General features: G+C 68.2%; 17 protein-coding genes. 2 read left to right on the forward strand and 15 right to left on the reverse strand.

Translation table 11 applies throughout. From position 1 onward, the window contains the following. Window positions 1-17: 17 nt before the first annotated feature. The 7 genes from rpsH to glpK form a co-directional block, all read right to left on the reverse strand. A complete protein-coding gene (rpsH, locus tag HTY51_RS14790; RefSeq protein ID WP_057674010.1) occupies window positions 18-413 on the reverse strand; it encodes a 30S ribosomal protein S8 in 396 nt (131 codons plus the stop codon). 14 nt (window positions 414-427) lie between these two features. Then, window positions 428-733 (reverse strand): 30S ribosomal protein S14, encoded by a 306-nt coding sequence (rpsN, locus tag HTY51_RS14795; protein ID WP_174253433.1) that lies wholly within the window; start codon window positions 731-733, stop codon window positions 428-430. 8 nt (window positions 734-741) lie between these two features. Further along, window positions 742-1,281, reverse strand: coding sequence for a 50S ribosomal protein L5 (gene rplE, locus HTY51_RS14800; protein ID WP_174253434.1), 540 nt, complete (start codon window positions 1,279-1,281; stop codon window positions 742-744). A 2-nt stretch (window positions 1,282-1,283) separates the two neighbouring features. Beyond that, the gene (rplX, locus tag HTY51_RS14805) at window positions 1,284-1,604 is read right to left on the reverse strand and encodes a 50S ribosomal protein L24 (RefSeq protein WP_174253435.1); all 321 of its coding nucleotides are present in this window, start codon (window positions 1,602-1,604) and stop codon (window positions 1,284-1,286) included. Window positions 1,605-1,613: 9 nt separating this feature from the next. After that, window positions 1,614-1,982, reverse strand: a complete 369-nt coding sequence (rplN, locus tag HTY51_RS14810; protein WP_174253436.1) for a 50S ribosomal protein L14 — start codon at window positions 1,980-1,982, stop codon at window positions 1,614-1,616. A 164-nt stretch (window positions 1,983-2,146) separates the two neighbouring features. Next, on the reverse strand, window positions 2,147-3,757 hold the full coding sequence (locus HTY51_RS14815; RefSeq protein WP_254606899.1) for a glycerol-3-phosphate dehydrogenase/oxidase: 1,611 nt from the start codon (window positions 3,755-3,757) through the stop codon (window positions 2,147-2,149). Window positions 3,758-3,992: 235 nt separating this feature from the next. Further along, the gene (glpK, locus tag HTY51_RS14820; protein WP_174253437.1) at window positions 3,993-5,477 is read right to left on the reverse strand and encodes a glycerol kinase GlpK; all 1,485 of its coding nucleotides are present in this window, start codon (window positions 5,475-5,477) and stop codon (window positions 3,993-3,995) included. 89 nt (window positions 5,478-5,566) lie between these two features. Here glpK and proC point away from each other — a divergent pair, with 89 nt between their 5' ends. After that, complete coding sequence (proC, locus tag HTY51_RS14825; RefSeq protein ID WP_174253438.1) at window positions 5,567-6,382, forward strand: pyrroline-5-carboxylate reductase; 816 nt, start codon at window positions 5,567-5,569, stop codon at window positions 6,380-6,382. Here proC and ubiA read toward each other — a convergent pair whose 3' ends face one another. The 6 genes from ubiA to HTY51_RS14855 form a co-directional block, all read right to left on the reverse strand. Beyond that, window positions 6,383-7,240: a 4-hydroxybenzoate octaprenyltransferase gene (gene ubiA / locus HTY51_RS14830; protein WP_174253439.1), complete on the reverse strand. Its 858-nt coding sequence runs from the start codon at window positions 7,238-7,240 to the stop codon at window positions 6,383-6,385. Continuing rightward, window positions 7,230-7,721 (reverse strand): Dps family protein, encoded by a 492-nt coding sequence (locus HTY51_RS14835; RefSeq protein ID WP_174253440.1) that lies wholly within the window; start codon window positions 7,719-7,721, stop codon window positions 7,230-7,232. The genes ubiA and HTY51_RS14835 overlap by 11 nt, the downstream gene beginning before the upstream one ends. Window positions 7,722-7,743: 22 nt before the next feature. After that, window positions 7,744-8,706: a LysR substrate-binding domain-containing protein gene (locus HTY51_RS14840; protein WP_174253441.1), complete on the reverse strand. Its 963-nt coding sequence runs from the start codon at window positions 8,704-8,706 to the stop codon at window positions 7,744-7,746. A gap of 42 nt (window positions 8,707-8,748) precedes the next feature. After that, the gene (locus tag HTY51_RS14845; protein ID WP_174253442.1) at window positions 8,749-9,345 is read right to left on the reverse strand and encodes a hypothetical protein; all 597 of its coding nucleotides are present in this window, start codon (window positions 9,343-9,345) and stop codon (window positions 8,749-8,751) included. A 148-nt stretch (window positions 9,346-9,493) separates the two neighbouring features. Then, complete coding sequence (locus HTY51_RS14850; RefSeq protein WP_174253443.1) at window positions 9,494-9,685, reverse strand: DUF2892 domain-containing protein; 192 nt, start codon at window positions 9,683-9,685, stop codon at window positions 9,494-9,496. 94 nt (window positions 9,686-9,779) lie between these two features. Further along, entirely contained in the window at window positions 9,780-10,436 is a 657-nt protein-coding gene (locus HTY51_RS14855) for a Crp/Fnr family transcriptional regulator (protein WP_174253444.1), read from the reverse strand. 112 nt (window positions 10,437-10,548) lie between these two features. Here HTY51_RS14855 and HTY51_RS14860 point away from each other — a divergent pair, with 112 nt between their 5' ends. Further along, window positions 10,549-11,670, forward strand: a complete 1,122-nt coding sequence (locus HTY51_RS14860; RefSeq protein WP_174253445.1) for an NADH:flavin oxidoreductase/NADH oxidase — start codon at window positions 10,549-10,551, stop codon at window positions 11,668-11,670. 16 nt (window positions 11,671-11,686) lie between these two features. Here the strand turns inward: HTY51_RS14860 and HTY51_RS14865 are convergent, their stop codons facing one another. Both HTY51_RS14865 and recG read right to left on the reverse strand, forming a co-directional pair. Continuing rightward, window positions 11,687-12,907, reverse strand: a complete 1,221-nt coding sequence (locus HTY51_RS14865; protein WP_174253446.1) for an SPOR domain-containing protein — start codon at window positions 12,905-12,907, stop codon at window positions 11,687-11,689. A 90-nt stretch (window positions 12,908-12,997) separates the two neighbouring features. Beyond that, complete coding sequence (gene recG, locus HTY51_RS14870) at window positions 12,998-15,106, reverse strand: ATP-dependent DNA helicase RecG (RefSeq protein ID WP_174253447.1); 2,109 nt, start codon at window positions 15,104-15,106, stop codon at window positions 12,998-13,000. Window positions 15,107-15,125 lie beyond the last annotated feature (19 nt).

Below are 15,125 nucleotides of genomic sequence, written 5' to 3' on the forward strand. Positions count from 1 at the left end.
AGTTTCTCCTCAATGCCTTAGGCCACGTAGCACAGCACTTCGCCACCGACACCGGTAGCGCGCGCCTTGCGATCGGTCATGACACCCTTGGGGGTCGTCACGATGGCCACACCCAGACCGTTCTGGACCTGGGGGATGGCGTCACGGCCCTTGTACACGCGCAGGCCGGGACGGCTCACGCGCTCGATGCGCTCGATCACCGGGCGACCGGCGTAGTACTTCAGGGCAATTTCCAGTTCGGACTTGCCACCTTCGGACTTCACCTGGAAGCCGTCGATGTAGCCCTCGTCCTTCAGCACCTGGGCGATGGCAATCTTCACCTTGGAAGAAGGCACCGACACCGAGGTCTTGGCCACCATCTGCGCGTTACGGATACGCGTCAGCAGGTCGGCGATGGGATCACTCATGCTCATCTTTAATCTCCTGCTTACCAGCTGGCCTTGGTGACACCAGGGATGTCACCGGCAAAAGCCATTTCACGGATCTTGGCGCGAGCCAAGCCGAACTGGCGGAAAGTGCCACGCGGACGGCCGGTGATGGCACAGCGGTTGCGCTGGCGCGTCGGGTTCGCGTTGCGCGGGAGCTTCTGCAGGCCCAGACGGGCAGCTGCACGCTCTTCGTCGCTGCGCTTCATGTCGCTGGCGATGGCCTTGAGTTCCGCGTGTTTCTTCGCGTACTTGGCGACCAGTTTGTCTCGCTTGAGCTCGCGCTCGATCAAAGCTACTTTAGCCACAGGTCACCTCAGTTCTTGAAGGGGAATTTGAAACCGGCGAGCAGTGCCTTGCACTCTTCATCGGTCTGCGCCGTCGTGGTGATGCTGATGTTCAGACCACGCAGGGCATCCACCTTGTCGTATTCGATTTCGGGGAAGATGATCTGCTCTTTCACGCCGATGTTGTAGTTGCCACGGCCGTCGAAGGCGCGACCGGAAATACCACGGAAGTCACGCACGCGGGGCAGTGCCACGGTGACGAAACGGTCCAGGAACTCGTACATCTGCACGCCGCGCAGGGTCACCATGCAACCGATGGCCTGCTGCTCGCGGATCTTGAAACCGGCGATGGCCTTCTTGGCCTTGGTCACGACCGGCTTCTGGCCGGCGATCTTGGTCAGGTCGCCCACGGCGTTGTCCATGACCTTCTTGTCGGCCACGGCCTCGCTCACACCCATGTTCAGGGTGATTTTGGTCAGGCGCGGAACCTGCATCGGCGACTTGTAGCCGAACTTGGCCGTCAACTCGGGGACGACCTTCTCGCGATAGTGTTGTTGCAGACGTGCCATGGTTATGCCACCTTGATTTCTTCGCCGCTGGACTTGTAAACGCGAACGCGTTTGCCGTCAGCCAGCAGCTTGATGCCCACGCGGTCGGCCTTGCCGGTCGCCGCATTGAAAATGGCCACATTCGACTGGTGGATGGGCATGGACTTCTCCACGATGCCGCCGGTCGTACCCTTCATGGGGTTGGGCTTGGTGTGCTTCTTCACCACGTTCACGCCCTCGACGAGCACATGGCTGTCGTCCTTGCGCAGCGCGATCTTGCCGCGCTTGCCCTTGTCGCGCCCGGTGAGGACGATGACTTCGTCGCCTTTGCGAATCTTGTTCATGGCGTGTCCTTAGAGAACTTCAGGAGCCAGGGACACGATCTTCATGAACTTCTCGGTACGCAGTTCGCGCGTGACCGGGCCGAAGATGCGGGTGCCGATGGGCTCCAGCTTGTTGTTGAGCAGCACGGCGGCATTGCCGTCGAACTTGACCAGCGAGCCATCGCCACGGCGGATGCCCTTGGCGGTACGGACCACCACAGCGCTGTAGACCTCGCCTTTTTTGACGCGGCCGCGCGGAGCAGCTTCCTTGATGCTCACCTTGATGACGTCGCCGACGCTGGCGTAACGACGCTTGGAACCGCCGAGCACCTTGATGCACAAAACGGACTTCGCGCCGGTGTTGTCGGCGACTTCTAACCGAGATTCAGTCTGGATCATTTCAATATTCCCAACTTGCACCGAGAGGCACTGCCATGCAGCACACAACCGATCAGTCTTGGGCCCGTCGTCCCCGGCATGAACCACTCACACCGCTTCCGCTGGGCAGAAACTTCAGCTTTTTCAAGCGAAGCCCGCAATTGTGCCAAAGAATTGGCAGGGCGTCAAGCGTCTTGTTCGGACGGCCAGCGTAAATAGTCGCCGGCCAGGCCCTGGAAGTCGACCAGGGCGGGATCCCGCCCCGTTTCCTCGGCCAGGATGGCCGCCACCCGCGGCGCCAATGATGCAGCCAAAGCCGCATCCAGAAAGAGCAGTCGAGATCGCCTGGAAAGGACGTCCTCGACAGTTAGCGCATACTCAAATCGGGCGGCAAACCGCACCATGGCCTCCTCCAGGCCCGGCGCCAGCACCCGCCCTGCCCCCGGCAGGGTCTGGAGCAGGGCCTGCTCACTGCCATATATATGAGGGCCTGCGGCAGCGGCCATCGCCGGTCTCGCCCCCCCGTCCGCCGGCTCTGCCCCCACCAGTTTCAGCTGACCACTCACACCGGCCGGTTTTTCCGGCAGCAAGCCGGCCTGGAAACAGCGCGCCAGCACATCCTCCGCCATGGCGCGGTAGGTGGTCCATTTGCCGCCGGTCACCGTGACCAGGCCCGTGGCGCTGACCAGCACCGTGTGCTCTCGGCTGATGCTGCCGGTGCTGGTTTCATCGTCACCCGCCGGCCGGACCAGGGGGCGCAGGCCGACCCAGATGCTTTTGACATCGGCGCGGGTCGGTGCCCGCGCCAGGTAACGCGCCGCCTCGCCCAGGATGAAGTCGAGCTCGGCGCGCAGGGGCCTCGGCTCGCGTGGCAGGTCGCTGCGCGGCGTGTCGGTGGTACCCAGCACCAGCTTGCCCAGCCAGGGCACGGCGAACAGCACCCGCCCGTCGGCAGTCTTCGGCACCAGCAGTGCGTGCTCACCCGGCAGGAAATCCCGGTCCACCACCACATGCACCCCCTGGCTGGGCGCCACCACCGGGCCGACGCTGCGGCCCTGGGCGGCACCGTCCAGCTGGCGCAGCGCGTCGACCCAGACCCCGGTGGCGTTGACCACGCAGCGGGCACGTACTTCATAGGACAAACCGCCCATGGCGTCGCGGCAGCGCAGGCCGACCAGCCGGGTGTTCTCGTGCCGCAGCTCGGTGACCGGGCAGTAGTTCAGCAGCAGCGCCCCCTCGCGGGCGGCCGTACGCGCCAGCGCCAGTGCCAGGCGCGCATCGTCAAACTGGCCGTCCCAGTAGGCCACACCGCCGCACAGGCCTGCGGGCTGCAGATTGGGCAGGGCGGCCAGCGTTTGCGCACGGCTCAGGAAACTCGTTGCGCCCAGGCCGGCACGGCCCGCCAGCAGGTCATAAAGCTTGAGCCCGATGCCGTAGAAAGGCGTCTGCCACCAGGCATAGGAGGGCATGACAAACGACAGCCTGGAGGCCAGGTGCGGCGCGTTGCGCAGCACGGTGCCACGTTCATGCAGCGCCTCACGCACCAGCGAGAGATTGCCCTGGGCCAGGTAGCGCACGCCGCCATGCAGCAGCTTGGTCGAGCGCGAGGAAGTGCCGCTGGCGAAATCGTGCGACTCCAGCAGCACGACCGACAGGCCACGCGCCGCCGCGTCCAGGGCCACGCCCAGGCCGGTGGCACCGCCCCCCACGACGGCCAGGTCCCAGGTACGGGGTTCGGCCAGCCGGACCAGCAAGTCGGCGCGCCGCGTCGGCAAGGGTTCGGTATTTTCGATCACGGCCGAAACTCCACCAGACGTATCAGCGCACAAAAAGACGCGAACGAGGACTCAACCGGGAAACGCCGTGGAACCGGCTTTGCCGGGCCGCTGGCGTTGCCCCCTGCAAGGGGCTGAGGCCTGCGGCTCCGGGCCTGCCTGCGCAGGCTCGGACAGACCGAAGAGCCTGAGCCTCTGGCGTAGGCACGTGGCATGTAGCGACACGCAGTGCGCGCAGCCTGGGGGTGTTCCATGTTCAGGCCCAGCCCCGCGCGCGGTCCACCGCCTCGCGCCAGCGCGCGAGCTTGGCCCGCCGCGCCGCCGCCGGCAAGCGCGGCTCGAAACGGCGCTGCAAGCGCCACAGGGCCGACAGCTCGTCGGCGCCCGACCACAAACCGCTGGCCAGGCCGGCCAGCCCCGCCGCACCAAAGGCCGTGGTCTCGGTGAGCGCCGGGCGCAGCACCGGCACCCCGAGGTAGTCGGCCTGCAGCTGCATCAGCAGGTCGTTGCGGCTGGCGCCGCCGTCCACGCGAAGTTCGCGCAGCGGCACGCCGGCGTCCTGGCCCATGGCATGGAACACGTCGGCGGTCTGCAGGGCGATGGCCTCCAGCGCGGCGCGGGCGATGTGGGCGCGTGTGGTGCCGCGGGTCATGCCCACCAGGGTGCCGCGCGCGTGGCCGTCCCAGTCGGGCGCGCCCAGGCCGGCAAAGGCCGGCACCAGGTAGACATCCTGGGTGTCGGGCACGCTGGCCGCCAGCGCCTCGACCTCACCAGCCGACTGGATGATCTGCAGGCCGTCGCGCAGCCACTGCACGGTGGCGCCCGCCATGAAGACCGAGCCCTCCAGCGCGTAGCAGGCCGGTGTGTGCGGGCCCAGCCAGGCCACGGTACCCAGCAGGCGGTGCTGGCTGGTGACCGCCGTGTCCCCCGTGTTCATCAGCATGAAACAGCCGGTGCCATAGGTGTTCTTGGCCATGCCCGGGGCGAAGCAGGCCTGCCCGAAGGTGGCGGCCTGCTGGTCGCCCGCGATGCCGGCCACGGGCACGGCCGCCCCGAGCAACGAGGGCTCGGTCTCGCCGAACACACCACTGGACGGATGCACGTGGGGCAGCACCGCCGCCGGGATGTTGAAGAGGCGCAGCAGCTCCTCGTCCCACTGCAGGGTGTGGATGTTGAACAGCAGGGTGCGCGCGGCATTGCTGGGGTCGGTGGCGTGCACCTGCCCGCCGGTCAGGTTCCAGAGCAGCCAGCTGTCGATGGTGCCGAAGGCCAACTCACCGGCCTCGGCCCGCGCCCGCGCGCCGGGCACATGGTCCAGCAGCCACTGCAGCTTGGTGGCGGAGAAATAGGCGTCGAGCACCAGGCCGGTCTTGCGCTGGATGCGCGCAGCCCAGCGCGGGCGCAGCGTGTCGCACAGCGCCGCGGTGCGGCGATCCTGCCAGACGATGGCCGGCGCCACCGGCTCGCCGGTGCGGCGATCCCACAGCACCGTGGTCTCGCGCTGGTTGGTGATGGCCAGCGCGCGCAACTGGTGGGCGCCCAGGCCGGCACGCTGCAGGGCCTGGCGCGCCACGGCCAGCTGGCTGCGCCAGATCTCCGCCGCGTCGTGCTCGACCCAGCCGGCCTGCGGAAAGTGCTGGGTGAATTCCTGCTGCGCCAGGGCGACGACCGCACCGCGGCGATCGAACACCAGGGCGCGCGAACTGGTGGTGCCCTGGTCGAGGGCGAGGATGTGGTCCATGGGAAGAAAGCGTAACGCAAACTGCGACAATGGACGCAGGAATTTTCCCGCACGGCCCGGGTCCCCGGCCGATCAGCCAACCACACCTTATGAACGAACGCATTGCAATCATCGGCGGCGGCAACATGGCCAGCGCCATCATCGGCGGCCTGATCAAGAAAGGCCTGCCCGTCGCCCGCATCGAGGTGGTGGACACCAACCCCGAGGCCCAGCAGAGGCTCAAGGACAATTTCGGCCTGGTCGCCCATGCCGAACCCGGCCCTTTCCTGAAGGATTTCCCCATCGTGATCTGGGCCGTCAAGCCGCAGACCTTCAAGGATGCCGCCCTGCCCGCCGCCCCGCATGTGCGCGACGCGCTGCACCTGAGCGTGGCTGCCGGCATCCCCAGCGGCAGCATTGCGCGCTGGCTCGGCACCGAGCGCGTGGTGCGCAGCATGCCCAACACACCGGCCCTGATCGGCAAGGGCATCACCGGCCTGTACGCGCGCGCCGGTGTCGGCGAGCAGGACCGCCACCACATCGAGCACATCGCCTCCGTCATGGGCGAGTTCGTCTGGGTCGAGCGCGAGGACCTGCTCGACGCCGTCACCGCGCTCTCGGGCTCGGGCCCGGCCTATGTCTTCTATTTCCTCGAGGCCATGGCCGCTGCCGGCGTGGAGATGGGCCTGAGCCACGAACAGGCCTACCAGCTGGCCGTGGAGACCTTCCGCGGCGCCGGTGAACTGGCCAAGTTCTCCGACGAGCCGCCCGAGGTGCTGCGCCAGCGCGTCACCTCCAAGGGCGGCACCACCTACGCAGCCATCACCATGATGGAGAGCCAGAAGCTCAAGGAGCACTTCGGCCAGGCCCTGCACGCCGCCGAGCGCCGTTCGCGCGAACTCGGCGCGGAATACGGCAAGGACTGATTACCTGAGTGCATAGCCGGCGACGATGCCGGCGAACAGCGTGAAGCCGAACCAGTGGTTGACGCGGAAGGCCTTGAAACAACCTTCGCGTGTGCGCTCACGGATCAGGCGGTGGTGCCAGACCACCTGCGCCACAGCCGCCACCAGCGCCAGGAACCAGGCCCAGGGGGCTATGCGCTCGACCAGCAGCACGGTCCAGATCAGCAGCTGGATCACGTAGAAGCTGGTCACCGCCACCACGTCCCAGGACCCCAGCGTGATGGCCGAAGTCTTCATACCGATGCGCAGGTCATCGTCGCGGTCCACCATGGCGTACTCGGTGTCGTAGGCCAGCACCCAGAAGAGGTTGCCGATCAGCAGCCCCCAGGCCAGCGCCGGCACCTCGCCGCGCACGGCCGCAAAAGCCATGGGGATGCCGAAGCTGAAGGCCACGCCCAGCACCGCCTGCGGCATGGCGAAAAAACGTTTGGCGTAGGGATAGATGATGGCCACGGCGAGTGCCGCGAAGGACCAGGCCACCGCCACCGGGTTGGTCGTGAGCACCAGGCCGAAGGCCAGCAGGGCCAGCACCGTGCCCAGCCACAAGGCCTCGCGCACCGAGACCTTGCCGGCCGTCACCGGCCGTTGCGCAGTGCGCTTCACATGCTTGTCGAAGTCACGGTCGGCCACGTCGTTCAGGCAGCAGCCCGCGCTGCGCATGAGGATGGTGCCCAGCACGAACACGGCCACGAGATGCCAGCCCGGGAAACCGCCGGCCGCCACCCACAGCGCGCTCAAGCTCGGCCAGAGCAGCAGCAGCCAGCCCGCCGGTCGGTCCCAGCGGATCAGGTCCAGATAAAGGGCGAGCTTATTCTTCAAGTAGCGAGCGCAGCATCCACGCAGTCTGCTCGTGCACCGTGAGGCGCTGGGTCAGCAGGTCGGCCGTGGGTTCGTCACCGGCCTTGTCGGCCAGCGGAAACAGGCTGCGCGCCGTGCGCGCCACCGCCTCGTGGCCCTGCACCAGGATGCGCACCATCTCCAGCGCCTTGGGCGGCTTGGCCGGCACATCGGGCACCGAGGCCAGCTTGCCGAACTGGGCATAGGAGCCGGGCGCCGGGTGCCCCAGCGAGCGGATGCGCTCGGCAACCGGGTCCACCGCATTCCACAACTCGGTGTACTGCGTCATGAACATGGTGTGCAGGGTGTTGAACATCGGCCCCGTCACGTTCCAGTGGAAGTTGTGCGTGGTCAGGTAGAGCGTGTAGGTGTCGGCCAGCAGGTGGCTCAGGCCCTTGGCAATGGCGGCGCGGTCTTTCTCGCTGATGCCGATGTTGATGGCGGGGGCGGCGTTCTTGGCCATGGTCACTCCTGGATGAAAAAACTCACTGCGACAGGCGCTTCACGCCCGGCAACTCGCAGGCATAGATGGCATTGCGCAGCGAGGCGATGGCCTCGTAGCGCGTGAAGCTGCGCCGCCACACCAGCACCACACGGCGCGTCGGCGGCTCGCCGCTGAAGGGCAGGTACTTGATGAAGTTGTCCTCCTGGCCGTTGCCCCGGGCTTTGCCCTTGGGCAGCAGCGCCGACTTGGGGATGCTCAGGCGCGGCACCAGGGTCACGCCCATGCCGGCGGCCACCATGTGCTTGATGGTCTCCAGCGAGGAGCCCTCGAAGCTCTTGCGTATGCCCTCGGCATGGCTGGAGAAGCGCGCGAACTCGGGGCAGACCTCCAGCACGTGGTCGCGAAAGCAGTGGCCCGTGCCCAGCAGCAGCATGGTCTCGGCCTTGAGCTCCTCGTTGCTGATGCTGTCGTTCTTCGCCAGCGGGTGGTTGGCGGGTACGGCGGCGTAAAAGGGTTCGTCGTAGAGCGGCGCCACGGCCAGGCCGGCGTCCGGGAAAGGCTCGGCCAGGATGGCGCAGTCGATCTCACCGGTGCGCAGCATCTCCAGCAGCTTGACCGTGAAGTTCTCCTGCAGCATCAGCGGCATCTGCGGCGTGTGCGTGATCATCTGGCGCACCAGGTCGGGCAGCAGATAGGGGCCGATGGTGTAGATCACACCCAGCTTGAGCGGGCCCGACAGCGGGTCCTTGCCGCGCTTGGCAATCTCCTTGATGCTGGCGGCCTGCTCCAGCACGGCCTGCGCCTGGCGCACGATCTCCTCGCCCAGCGGCGTGACCGTCACCTCGTTGGCGCTGCGCTCGAAGAGCTTGACGTCGAGCTCCTCCTCGATCTTCTTCACCGCCACCGACAGCGTGGGCTGCGACACGAAACACGCCTCGGCCGCGCGACCGAAATGTTTCTCGCGGGCCACGGCGACGATGTATTTAAGTTCGGTGAGGGTCATGATTGAATTGTGGCATCCCGTGAGCGATTCCGATAGTACCCTTCAAGGAGCCGTCACCCGCAGCTGCAGCAGGCGCGGGCGCTGCGTGGCCGCATCGCTGCTGTAGCTGCCCGGGGGCGTGCCCTGACCGCTACGGGCCAGCGTGACCCACTGCCCCAGCGGCGCCTGCACGGTGGTGGCCAGCGCGCTGCGTTCCTGCGTGGGCAGTTCCCGGCCGGGCTGCTGCTGCACGCTGGCCGTCTGCACCTCGACCTCCACCGTCGCGGGCCGCTGGCCGCCGGGCCAGCGCGGCCGCAGCTGCAGGCTCTGCCCGGCCTGCAGCCAGATCAGGCCCTGCCGCACCCCCGCCCCTGTCAGCGCGCCCGGCGCCTGCACGGACTGCACCCACTGCAGCGGCGTGGTCTGCGCAAAACTCAGCCGCGCCTGGCTGCCGTTGCGCACCTGCAGCTGCTGCGGCGCCATCAGCGGCGCCTGAGGCCGGGTGCCGACGGCATAACCCCCGCCACCTTCTTCGACCTCCCGCAGTTCCAGCACCAGATCACGCGCCGGCAAGGCAGCGGCCCCCGTGGTCGGCGGATCAGCCGCCCCGCAGACCGCAGGGGCCAGACCCAGGCACAGGATGCAGACGAGATGTTTCATCACGAAGGTCATTGTTCCATGTCCACACCGCCCGCGCCAGACAGAAAGCGCCCGACCGACGCAGCCGCCCCCGAAAACATCAAGGGGCCAACGGCCCCTTGATGTGCATCAAACATCCGGCAGCAGTTGCCGGAACAGGCAAGCGGGCTCAGCGCTTGAGCGGGCAGGTGTTGAAACCCAGCAGCGTGTACAGCGGGCACCAGCCCAGGGCGCCGGTGGCCAGGGGCACCACACCGATCCAGCCCCAGACACCCACCGTGCCGGTGGCCGCCAGGCCGATCAGCACCAGGCCGGCGACAACGCGCAGCACGCGGTCGATGTTTCCTTCGTTCGTTTTCATGTGGGTTCCTTTGTGATGGTGAAACGATGGTTCATTGGACGCCGGACCCGTCCCGACGTCTGTGACCTGTGTCACACAGCCCGGGCACCCACCGTCAGGACGCCGGCGCGGCGGCAGCCAGCGCACGCAGGGCGGCGCTGTTGAGGATCTGGATGTGCTCGCGCGCCAGCAGCACCCAGCCCTCGCGCTCGAAACGGCGCAGCAGCCGGGTGACCATCTCGCGCACCGTGCCCAGCTCGTCCGCCAGCGCCTGGTGCGTCAGGGCCAGGTCCTGGCCACGCCCCAGCAGCGCGCGGGCCAGGCGCTGGTCCAGCTTGTGAAACGCGATCGCCTCGATCAGGCCGGTCAGGTCCGCCATGCGCTCCGCGAACAGCCCCAGCACCTCGTCGCGAAAGCGCGGCGTCTCCAGCCAGCGCCGGAAAGTCTCGGGGGAAATCAGCAGCAGGCGCGTGGGCCGGGTGGTGACACCCTGCGCCGAGAGCGGCAAACCGCGGAACAGGCAGGCGCTGGACACCAGGCAAAGCTCGCCGGGCACCACCCGGTACAACTCCAGGAAGCGCCCTTCGCCCGAGCTGCGCGAGACCTTCACCTCGCCCGACAGCACCAGCGGGAACCCCTGGCAGGGCGCGCTTTCGTCGAACAGCACGGCCCCGGCCGGCACCTCCAGCACCGAAGCACCGAGCGAGGCCAGCGTGGGCGTGACCTCCCCCAGCGCGGGGTAGAGCGTCACGGCTTCATTCAGGTTCTGCATGCATCACACCTTGCGTTTGCCCACCCTGGGTCTTGCGGCAGCGCGGCCTGCGCCACCGGGCGGGTGCAGTCATCATGCCAAAATCTTCCAACCACCACCCACCCCCTCTGCCGTGAGCCTGCTCTTCTCCCCCTTCCATCTGCCCGCACCGCGCGGCCCCCTGGCGCTCGCCAACCGCATCGTCATCGCGCCCATGTGCCAGTACTCGGCCGTCGACGGCGCGGCAGGCGACTGGCACCTCGCGCACTGGGCCAGCCTGCTCAACAGCGGCGCCGGCCTCATGACCATCGAGGCCACCGGTGTCACACCCGACGGCCGCATCACGCCCCACTGCCTGGGCCTGTGGGACGAGCGCACCGAACAGGCCCTGGGCGAGACGCTGCAGCGCGCGCGCAAGTTGGCACCCCCCATGCCGGTCTGCATCCAGCTCGCGCATGCCGGGCGCAAGGGCTCCAGCGCCGCGCCCTGGCATGGTGGACAGCTGCTCGCTCCTGCCCAGGGCGGCTGGCTGCCGCTGGCGCCCTCGGCCCTGCCGCAACTGCCCGACGAGCCACCACCCGCGGCCATGTCGGCGGCCCAGCTGGTCCAGGTGCGCGAGGCCTTCGTGGCCGCCGCACAGCGCGCCCAGCGCATCGGCATCGACGCCGTCGAGTTGCACGCCGCACACGGTTACCTGCTGCACCAGTTCCTCTCGCCCCTGGCCAACCAGCGCAACGACGCCTACGGCGGCCCCCTGGAAAACCGCATGCGTTTTCCGCTGGAAGTGTTCGCCGCCGTACGCGCCGTCTTCGACGGCCCGCTGGGTGTACGGGTTTCGGCCACCGACTGGGTCGAGGGCGGCTGGGACGGACAGCAGACGGCCGAGTTCTCGCGCCAGCTCAAGGCCCTGGGCTGCAACTTCATGCACGTTTCCACCGCCGGCGTCTCGCCGCAGCAGAAGATCACCATCGGCCCCGGCTACCAGGTGCCCTATGCACGCGAAGTGAAAAAAGCCTGCGGCTTGCCGACCACCGCCGTGGGCCTGATCACCGATCCGAAGCAGGCCGAGGACATCCTGCAGGCCGGCGACGCCGACCTGATCGCCATCGCCCGCGCCCTGCTCTACAAGCCGCGCTGGCCCTGGGAGGCCGCCGTGACCCTGGGCGGGCAGGTGCAGGCGAGTGAGCCCTATTGGCGCTGCCTGCCGCGCGAGGCGCAGGGCATCTTCGGGAACGTACGGATCGGGATGCGCTGAGGCGCGCAGCGGGCGCTCAGGGGCGTTGACGGATCACCAGCACTGGCAGATCCAGCGTCTTGATGCGCAGCGCGGCCTGATCGGCCTCGGCCTGGCGCATGAAGGGCCCGACACGCACGCGCATCAGCGGCCCCTTGGGGCTGGCAAAGGTTTCGGCGCCTGCCTCCAGCCCCAGGCCCTGCACCTGGGCCAAGGCCTTCTGCGCGTTGGCCTCCTGGGCGTAGGCGCCCACCTGGATCACCCACACATAACGCAGTGCTTGCGGCGCACTGGCGGCACGGGCCGGGCGGGGGGCCGCCGCGGGTGCCGGCGTGACCACCGCCGCGGTGGCGGTCGCCGCCGGGCGCGGCGCGGGGGCGGGCGGCACGGCAGGCTCCGGCCGGGCCGATGCCACGCTGCGGTCCGAGGCGTTGACCATGGCCGGCTTCCCAGCCGCTGCGGGCCTGGCCGTCGAAGGTGTCACGAGCGCGCTCGCCGCCTGGGCCACACGTGGCGCCTCGGGCGAGGAAGCCGCCAGCACGGGCGCCGGTGCCGGCGCCACTTGCGGTGCGCTGGCTACCGCGGCCGGCGCAGGACTCGTGGCCTCGACCGGCGCAGAAGCCACAGGCGCGGGGGCGACGACCAGCGCCCGGACCTGGCCGGACTCCCCACCGGCCTGCGGGCGTTCCTCACGCGTCGCCAGTTGCGGCAGCGCACTTTCCGCACCCTGGAACCAGTTCAGCACGGACAGCACCAGCGCCAGCACCACCGCATTGCCCAGGCCCAGCAGCATCAGGCGGCGCTGGTCCGGCGCCTGGCGGGACAGCGCGGTGGCCGCGTCCTTCACCTCGGGCGAGGTGCGCAGCGCCGCCGATATCTTCTCGTTGCAATGCGTGTAGAACCAGGCATTGGCATACAGGCCCGGCACCACAAAGGCCACCGTCAGCAGCAGCAGGAAAAGCAGCAGGGCGCTGGTGTCGGAATAGTTGAGCAGCAGCTTGCCCACGCCGAAGATCAGCAGCACCACGCCGATCAGGGCCGCCACATAGGCCAGGGCCCAGCCCCACATGCGGCGATATACCAGCCAGTTGAAGGTGGTCCAGTAGGCCGCCCAGTTCCAGCTGCTGCCTGCCTTGCCCTCGCCGTCGAAGCAGGCAAAGTGACGCAGGTAGTAATCCTGTGCGCGCGGGCCGATGGTGGCGCGGTACAGATAGGCGGTGTCGCCGGAGGCGAGCTTGTGGGTGGGTTCCTTGGCCATCGGGGATGTTCCAGGTATGCCCGGAGTCTAATTCACATTGGGCGCCATGCCACGCCCGGCGTGCCGCGGATGCTACAAATTTGCAACTACTCAGGCTTTCAAATAGTTCGTGCGGCTGCCCAGCCAGCGCACCACATGGCGCTCGGCCAGGTCCGGGTAGCGGTCCAGCATCACGGGCGCGGCCTCGCGGGCCCAGGCCAGCAGATGGCTGTCTTCCGCCAGGTCGGCAAAACGCAGCAGGGCCGCGCCCGACTGGCGCGCGCCCAGAAACTCGCCCGGCCCGCGGATGTCCAGGTCGCGCCGCGCGATCTCGAAACCGTCGCTGGTCTCGGCCATGGCCTTGAGGCGCTCGCGGGCCGTCTCACCCAGACGCGGCGCATCGCCGGTGGAATACAGCAACACGCAGGCCGAGGCCGCCGCCCCGCGCCCCACCCGCCCGCGCAGCTGGTGCAGCTGCGAGAGGCCAAAACGCTCGGCGTGCTCGATCACCATCAGCGTGGCATTGGGCACGTCCACCCCCACCTCGATCACCGTGGTGCTGACCAGCACGCCCATCTGCCCGCTGGTGAACAGCGACATCACCGCCTTCTTCTCGGCCACCGGCATGCGCGAATGCAGCAGGCCCACCAGCACGCCGGGCAAAGCTGCGCTCAACTCCGCATGGGTCTCGGTGGCGTTGGTGAGGTCCAGCATCTCGCTTTCCTCGATCAGCGGACAGACCCAGTAGACCTGCCTGCCCTGCTCCAGCTGGCCGCGGATGCGCTGGATCACCTCGTCGCGCCGCTGCTCGGACACCACCTTGGTCACGATGGGGCTGCGCCCGGGCGGCAGTTCGTCGATGGTGGAGACGTCGAGGTCGGCGTAATAACTCATCGCCAGCGTTCTGGGTATCGGCGTCGCCGTCATCATCAACATGTGCGGCTCCAGGTCCTCGCCATTGGTCTTGCTGCGCAAGGCCAGGCGTTGTGCGACACCAAAGCGATGCTGCTCGTCGATGATGGCCAGGGCCAGGTTTTTGAACTGCACCTGCTCCTGGATCACCGCGTGCGTGCCCACCACCAGGCCGGCCTCGCCCCGCTCGATCAGGCCCAGCATCTCGGTGCGCTCCTTTTTCTTCTGGCTGCCGGTGAGCCAGGCCACACGCACGCCCAGGGGCTCCAGCCAGCCCACCAGCTTGCGGAAATGCTGGTCGGCCAGTATCTCGGTGGGCGCCATCAGCGCGCACTGCCAGCCCGCGTCCATGCAGATCGTGGCGGCCAGTGCGGCCACCACCGTCTTGCCCGAACCCACGTCACCCTGCAGCAGGCGGTGCATCGGTTTGTGCATCGCCAGGTCCTGCGCGATCTCCGTGCACACGCGGCGCTGCGCCGTGGTCAGCTGAAAGGGCAGCGCGGCCAACAGGCGATCGTGCAGCGAGCCCTTGCCGTCCGTGCGCAAGACCGGCGCGCGCAGGTGCTCACGCTCGCGGCGCGACTGCAGTTGCGACAGCTGCTGGGCCAGCAGTTCCTCGGCCTTCAGGCGCAACCAGGCGGGGTGCGTGTGATCCTCCAGCTGGGCCAGCGAGACATCGGGCGTAGGGTGGTGCAAAAAGGTCAGGGCCTGGCGCAGGTCCCACAGCGGCTTGAACTTGAGCCCGACCGCCAGTTCGGGCGGGAAGGTGTCGGACAACTCGGCGCGCGCCAGGCCGCCCAGCACCGCCTTGCGCAGATAAGGCTGGGGCAGGCCGGCCACCGTGGGGTAGACGGGCGTGAGTGCCGTGGGCAGCTCGCCGCTGGCGGCCCGGGTGTGCGGGTGCATCATGGTCCAGCCCAGGAAACCGCCACGCAGTTCACCCCGCGCGCGGATCTTCGTGCCCACGGCCAGGGCCTTCTGCTGCGAGGGGTAGAAATTGAAGAAACGCAGCACGCAGGTGTCGCTGCCGTCGTTCACCGTCACCAGCAGCTGGCGGCGCGGGCGGTAGGCCACCTCGCAGGCCGTGACCTCGGCCTCGATCTGCGCCGTGTCGCCCTCGCGCGCGTCGGCCAGTTTGGTGATGCGGGTCTCGTCCTCGTAGCGCAGCGGCAGGTGCAGGGCCAGGTCGATGTCGCGCCGCAGGTTGAGCTTCTCCAGGGCCTTCTGCGGCAGGCTCTTGGCCGGCACGCCAGCGGCCGAGGCCTTGGGGGCTTTTTTCTCGGCGGTGGCGGGTCGCTTGGCGGGCATGGGACAATTCTGCCCTTAG

Origin of the sequence: Rhodoferax sp. BAB1 (assembly GCF_013334205.1) — a bacterium.
Lineage (GTDB): Bacteria > Pseudomonadota > Gammaproteobacteria > Burkholderiales > Burkholderiaceae_C > Hylemonella.

What these genes read in the sequence shown, in the direction of transcription:
- rpsH (WP_057674010.1), bottom strand. Translation starts at nt 413, where the DNA reads ATGAGCATGAGTGATCCCATCGCCGACCTGCTGACGCGTATCCGTAAC.
- rplE (WP_174253434.1), bottom strand. Translation starts at nt 1,281, where the DNA reads ATGGCACGTCTGCAACAACACTATCGCGAGAAGGTCGTCCCCGAGTTG.
- rplX (WP_174253435.1), bottom strand. Translation starts at nt 1,604, where the DNA reads ATGAACAAGATTCGCAAAGGCGACGAAGTCATCGTCCTCACCGGGCGC.
- rplN (WP_174253436.1), bottom strand. Translation starts at nt 1,982, where the DNA reads ATGATCCAGACTGAATCTCGGTTAGAAGTCGCCGACAACACCGGCGCG.
- glpK (WP_174253437.1), bottom strand. Translation starts at nt 5,477, where the DNA reads ATGGACCACATCCTCGCCCTCGACCAGGGCACCACCAGTTCGCGCGCC.
- proC (WP_174253438.1), top strand. Translation starts at nt 5,567, where the DNA reads ATGAACGAACGCATTGCAATCATCGGCGGCGGCAACATGGCCAGCGCC.
- HTY51_RS14835 (WP_174253440.1), bottom strand. Translation starts at nt 7,721, where the DNA reads ATGGCCAAGAACGCCGCCCCCGCCATCAACATCGGCATCAGCGAGAAA.
- HTY51_RS14840 (WP_174253441.1), bottom strand. Translation starts at nt 8,706, where the DNA reads ATGACCCTCACCGAACTTAAATACATCGTCGCCGTGGCCCGCGAGAAA.
- HTY51_RS14845 (WP_174253442.1), bottom strand. Translation starts at nt 9,345, where the DNA reads ATGAAACATCTCGTCTGCATCCTGTGCCTGGGTCTGGCCCCTGCGGTC.
- HTY51_RS14850 (WP_174253443.1), bottom strand. Translation starts at nt 9,685, where the DNA reads ATGAAAACGAACGAAGGAAACATCGACCGCGTGCTGCGCGTTGTCGCC.
- HTY51_RS14855 (WP_174253444.1), bottom strand. Translation starts at nt 10,436, where the DNA reads ATGCAGAACCTGAATGAAGCCGTGACGCTCTACCCCGCGCTGGGGGAG.
- HTY51_RS14865 (WP_174253446.1), bottom strand. Translation starts at nt 12,907, where the DNA reads ATGGCCAAGGAACCCACCCACAAGCTCGCCTCCGGCGACACCGCCTAT.
- recG (WP_174253447.1), bottom strand. Translation starts at nt 15,106, where the DNA reads ATGCCCGCCAAGCGACCCGCCACCGCCGAGAAAAAAGCCCCCAAGGCC.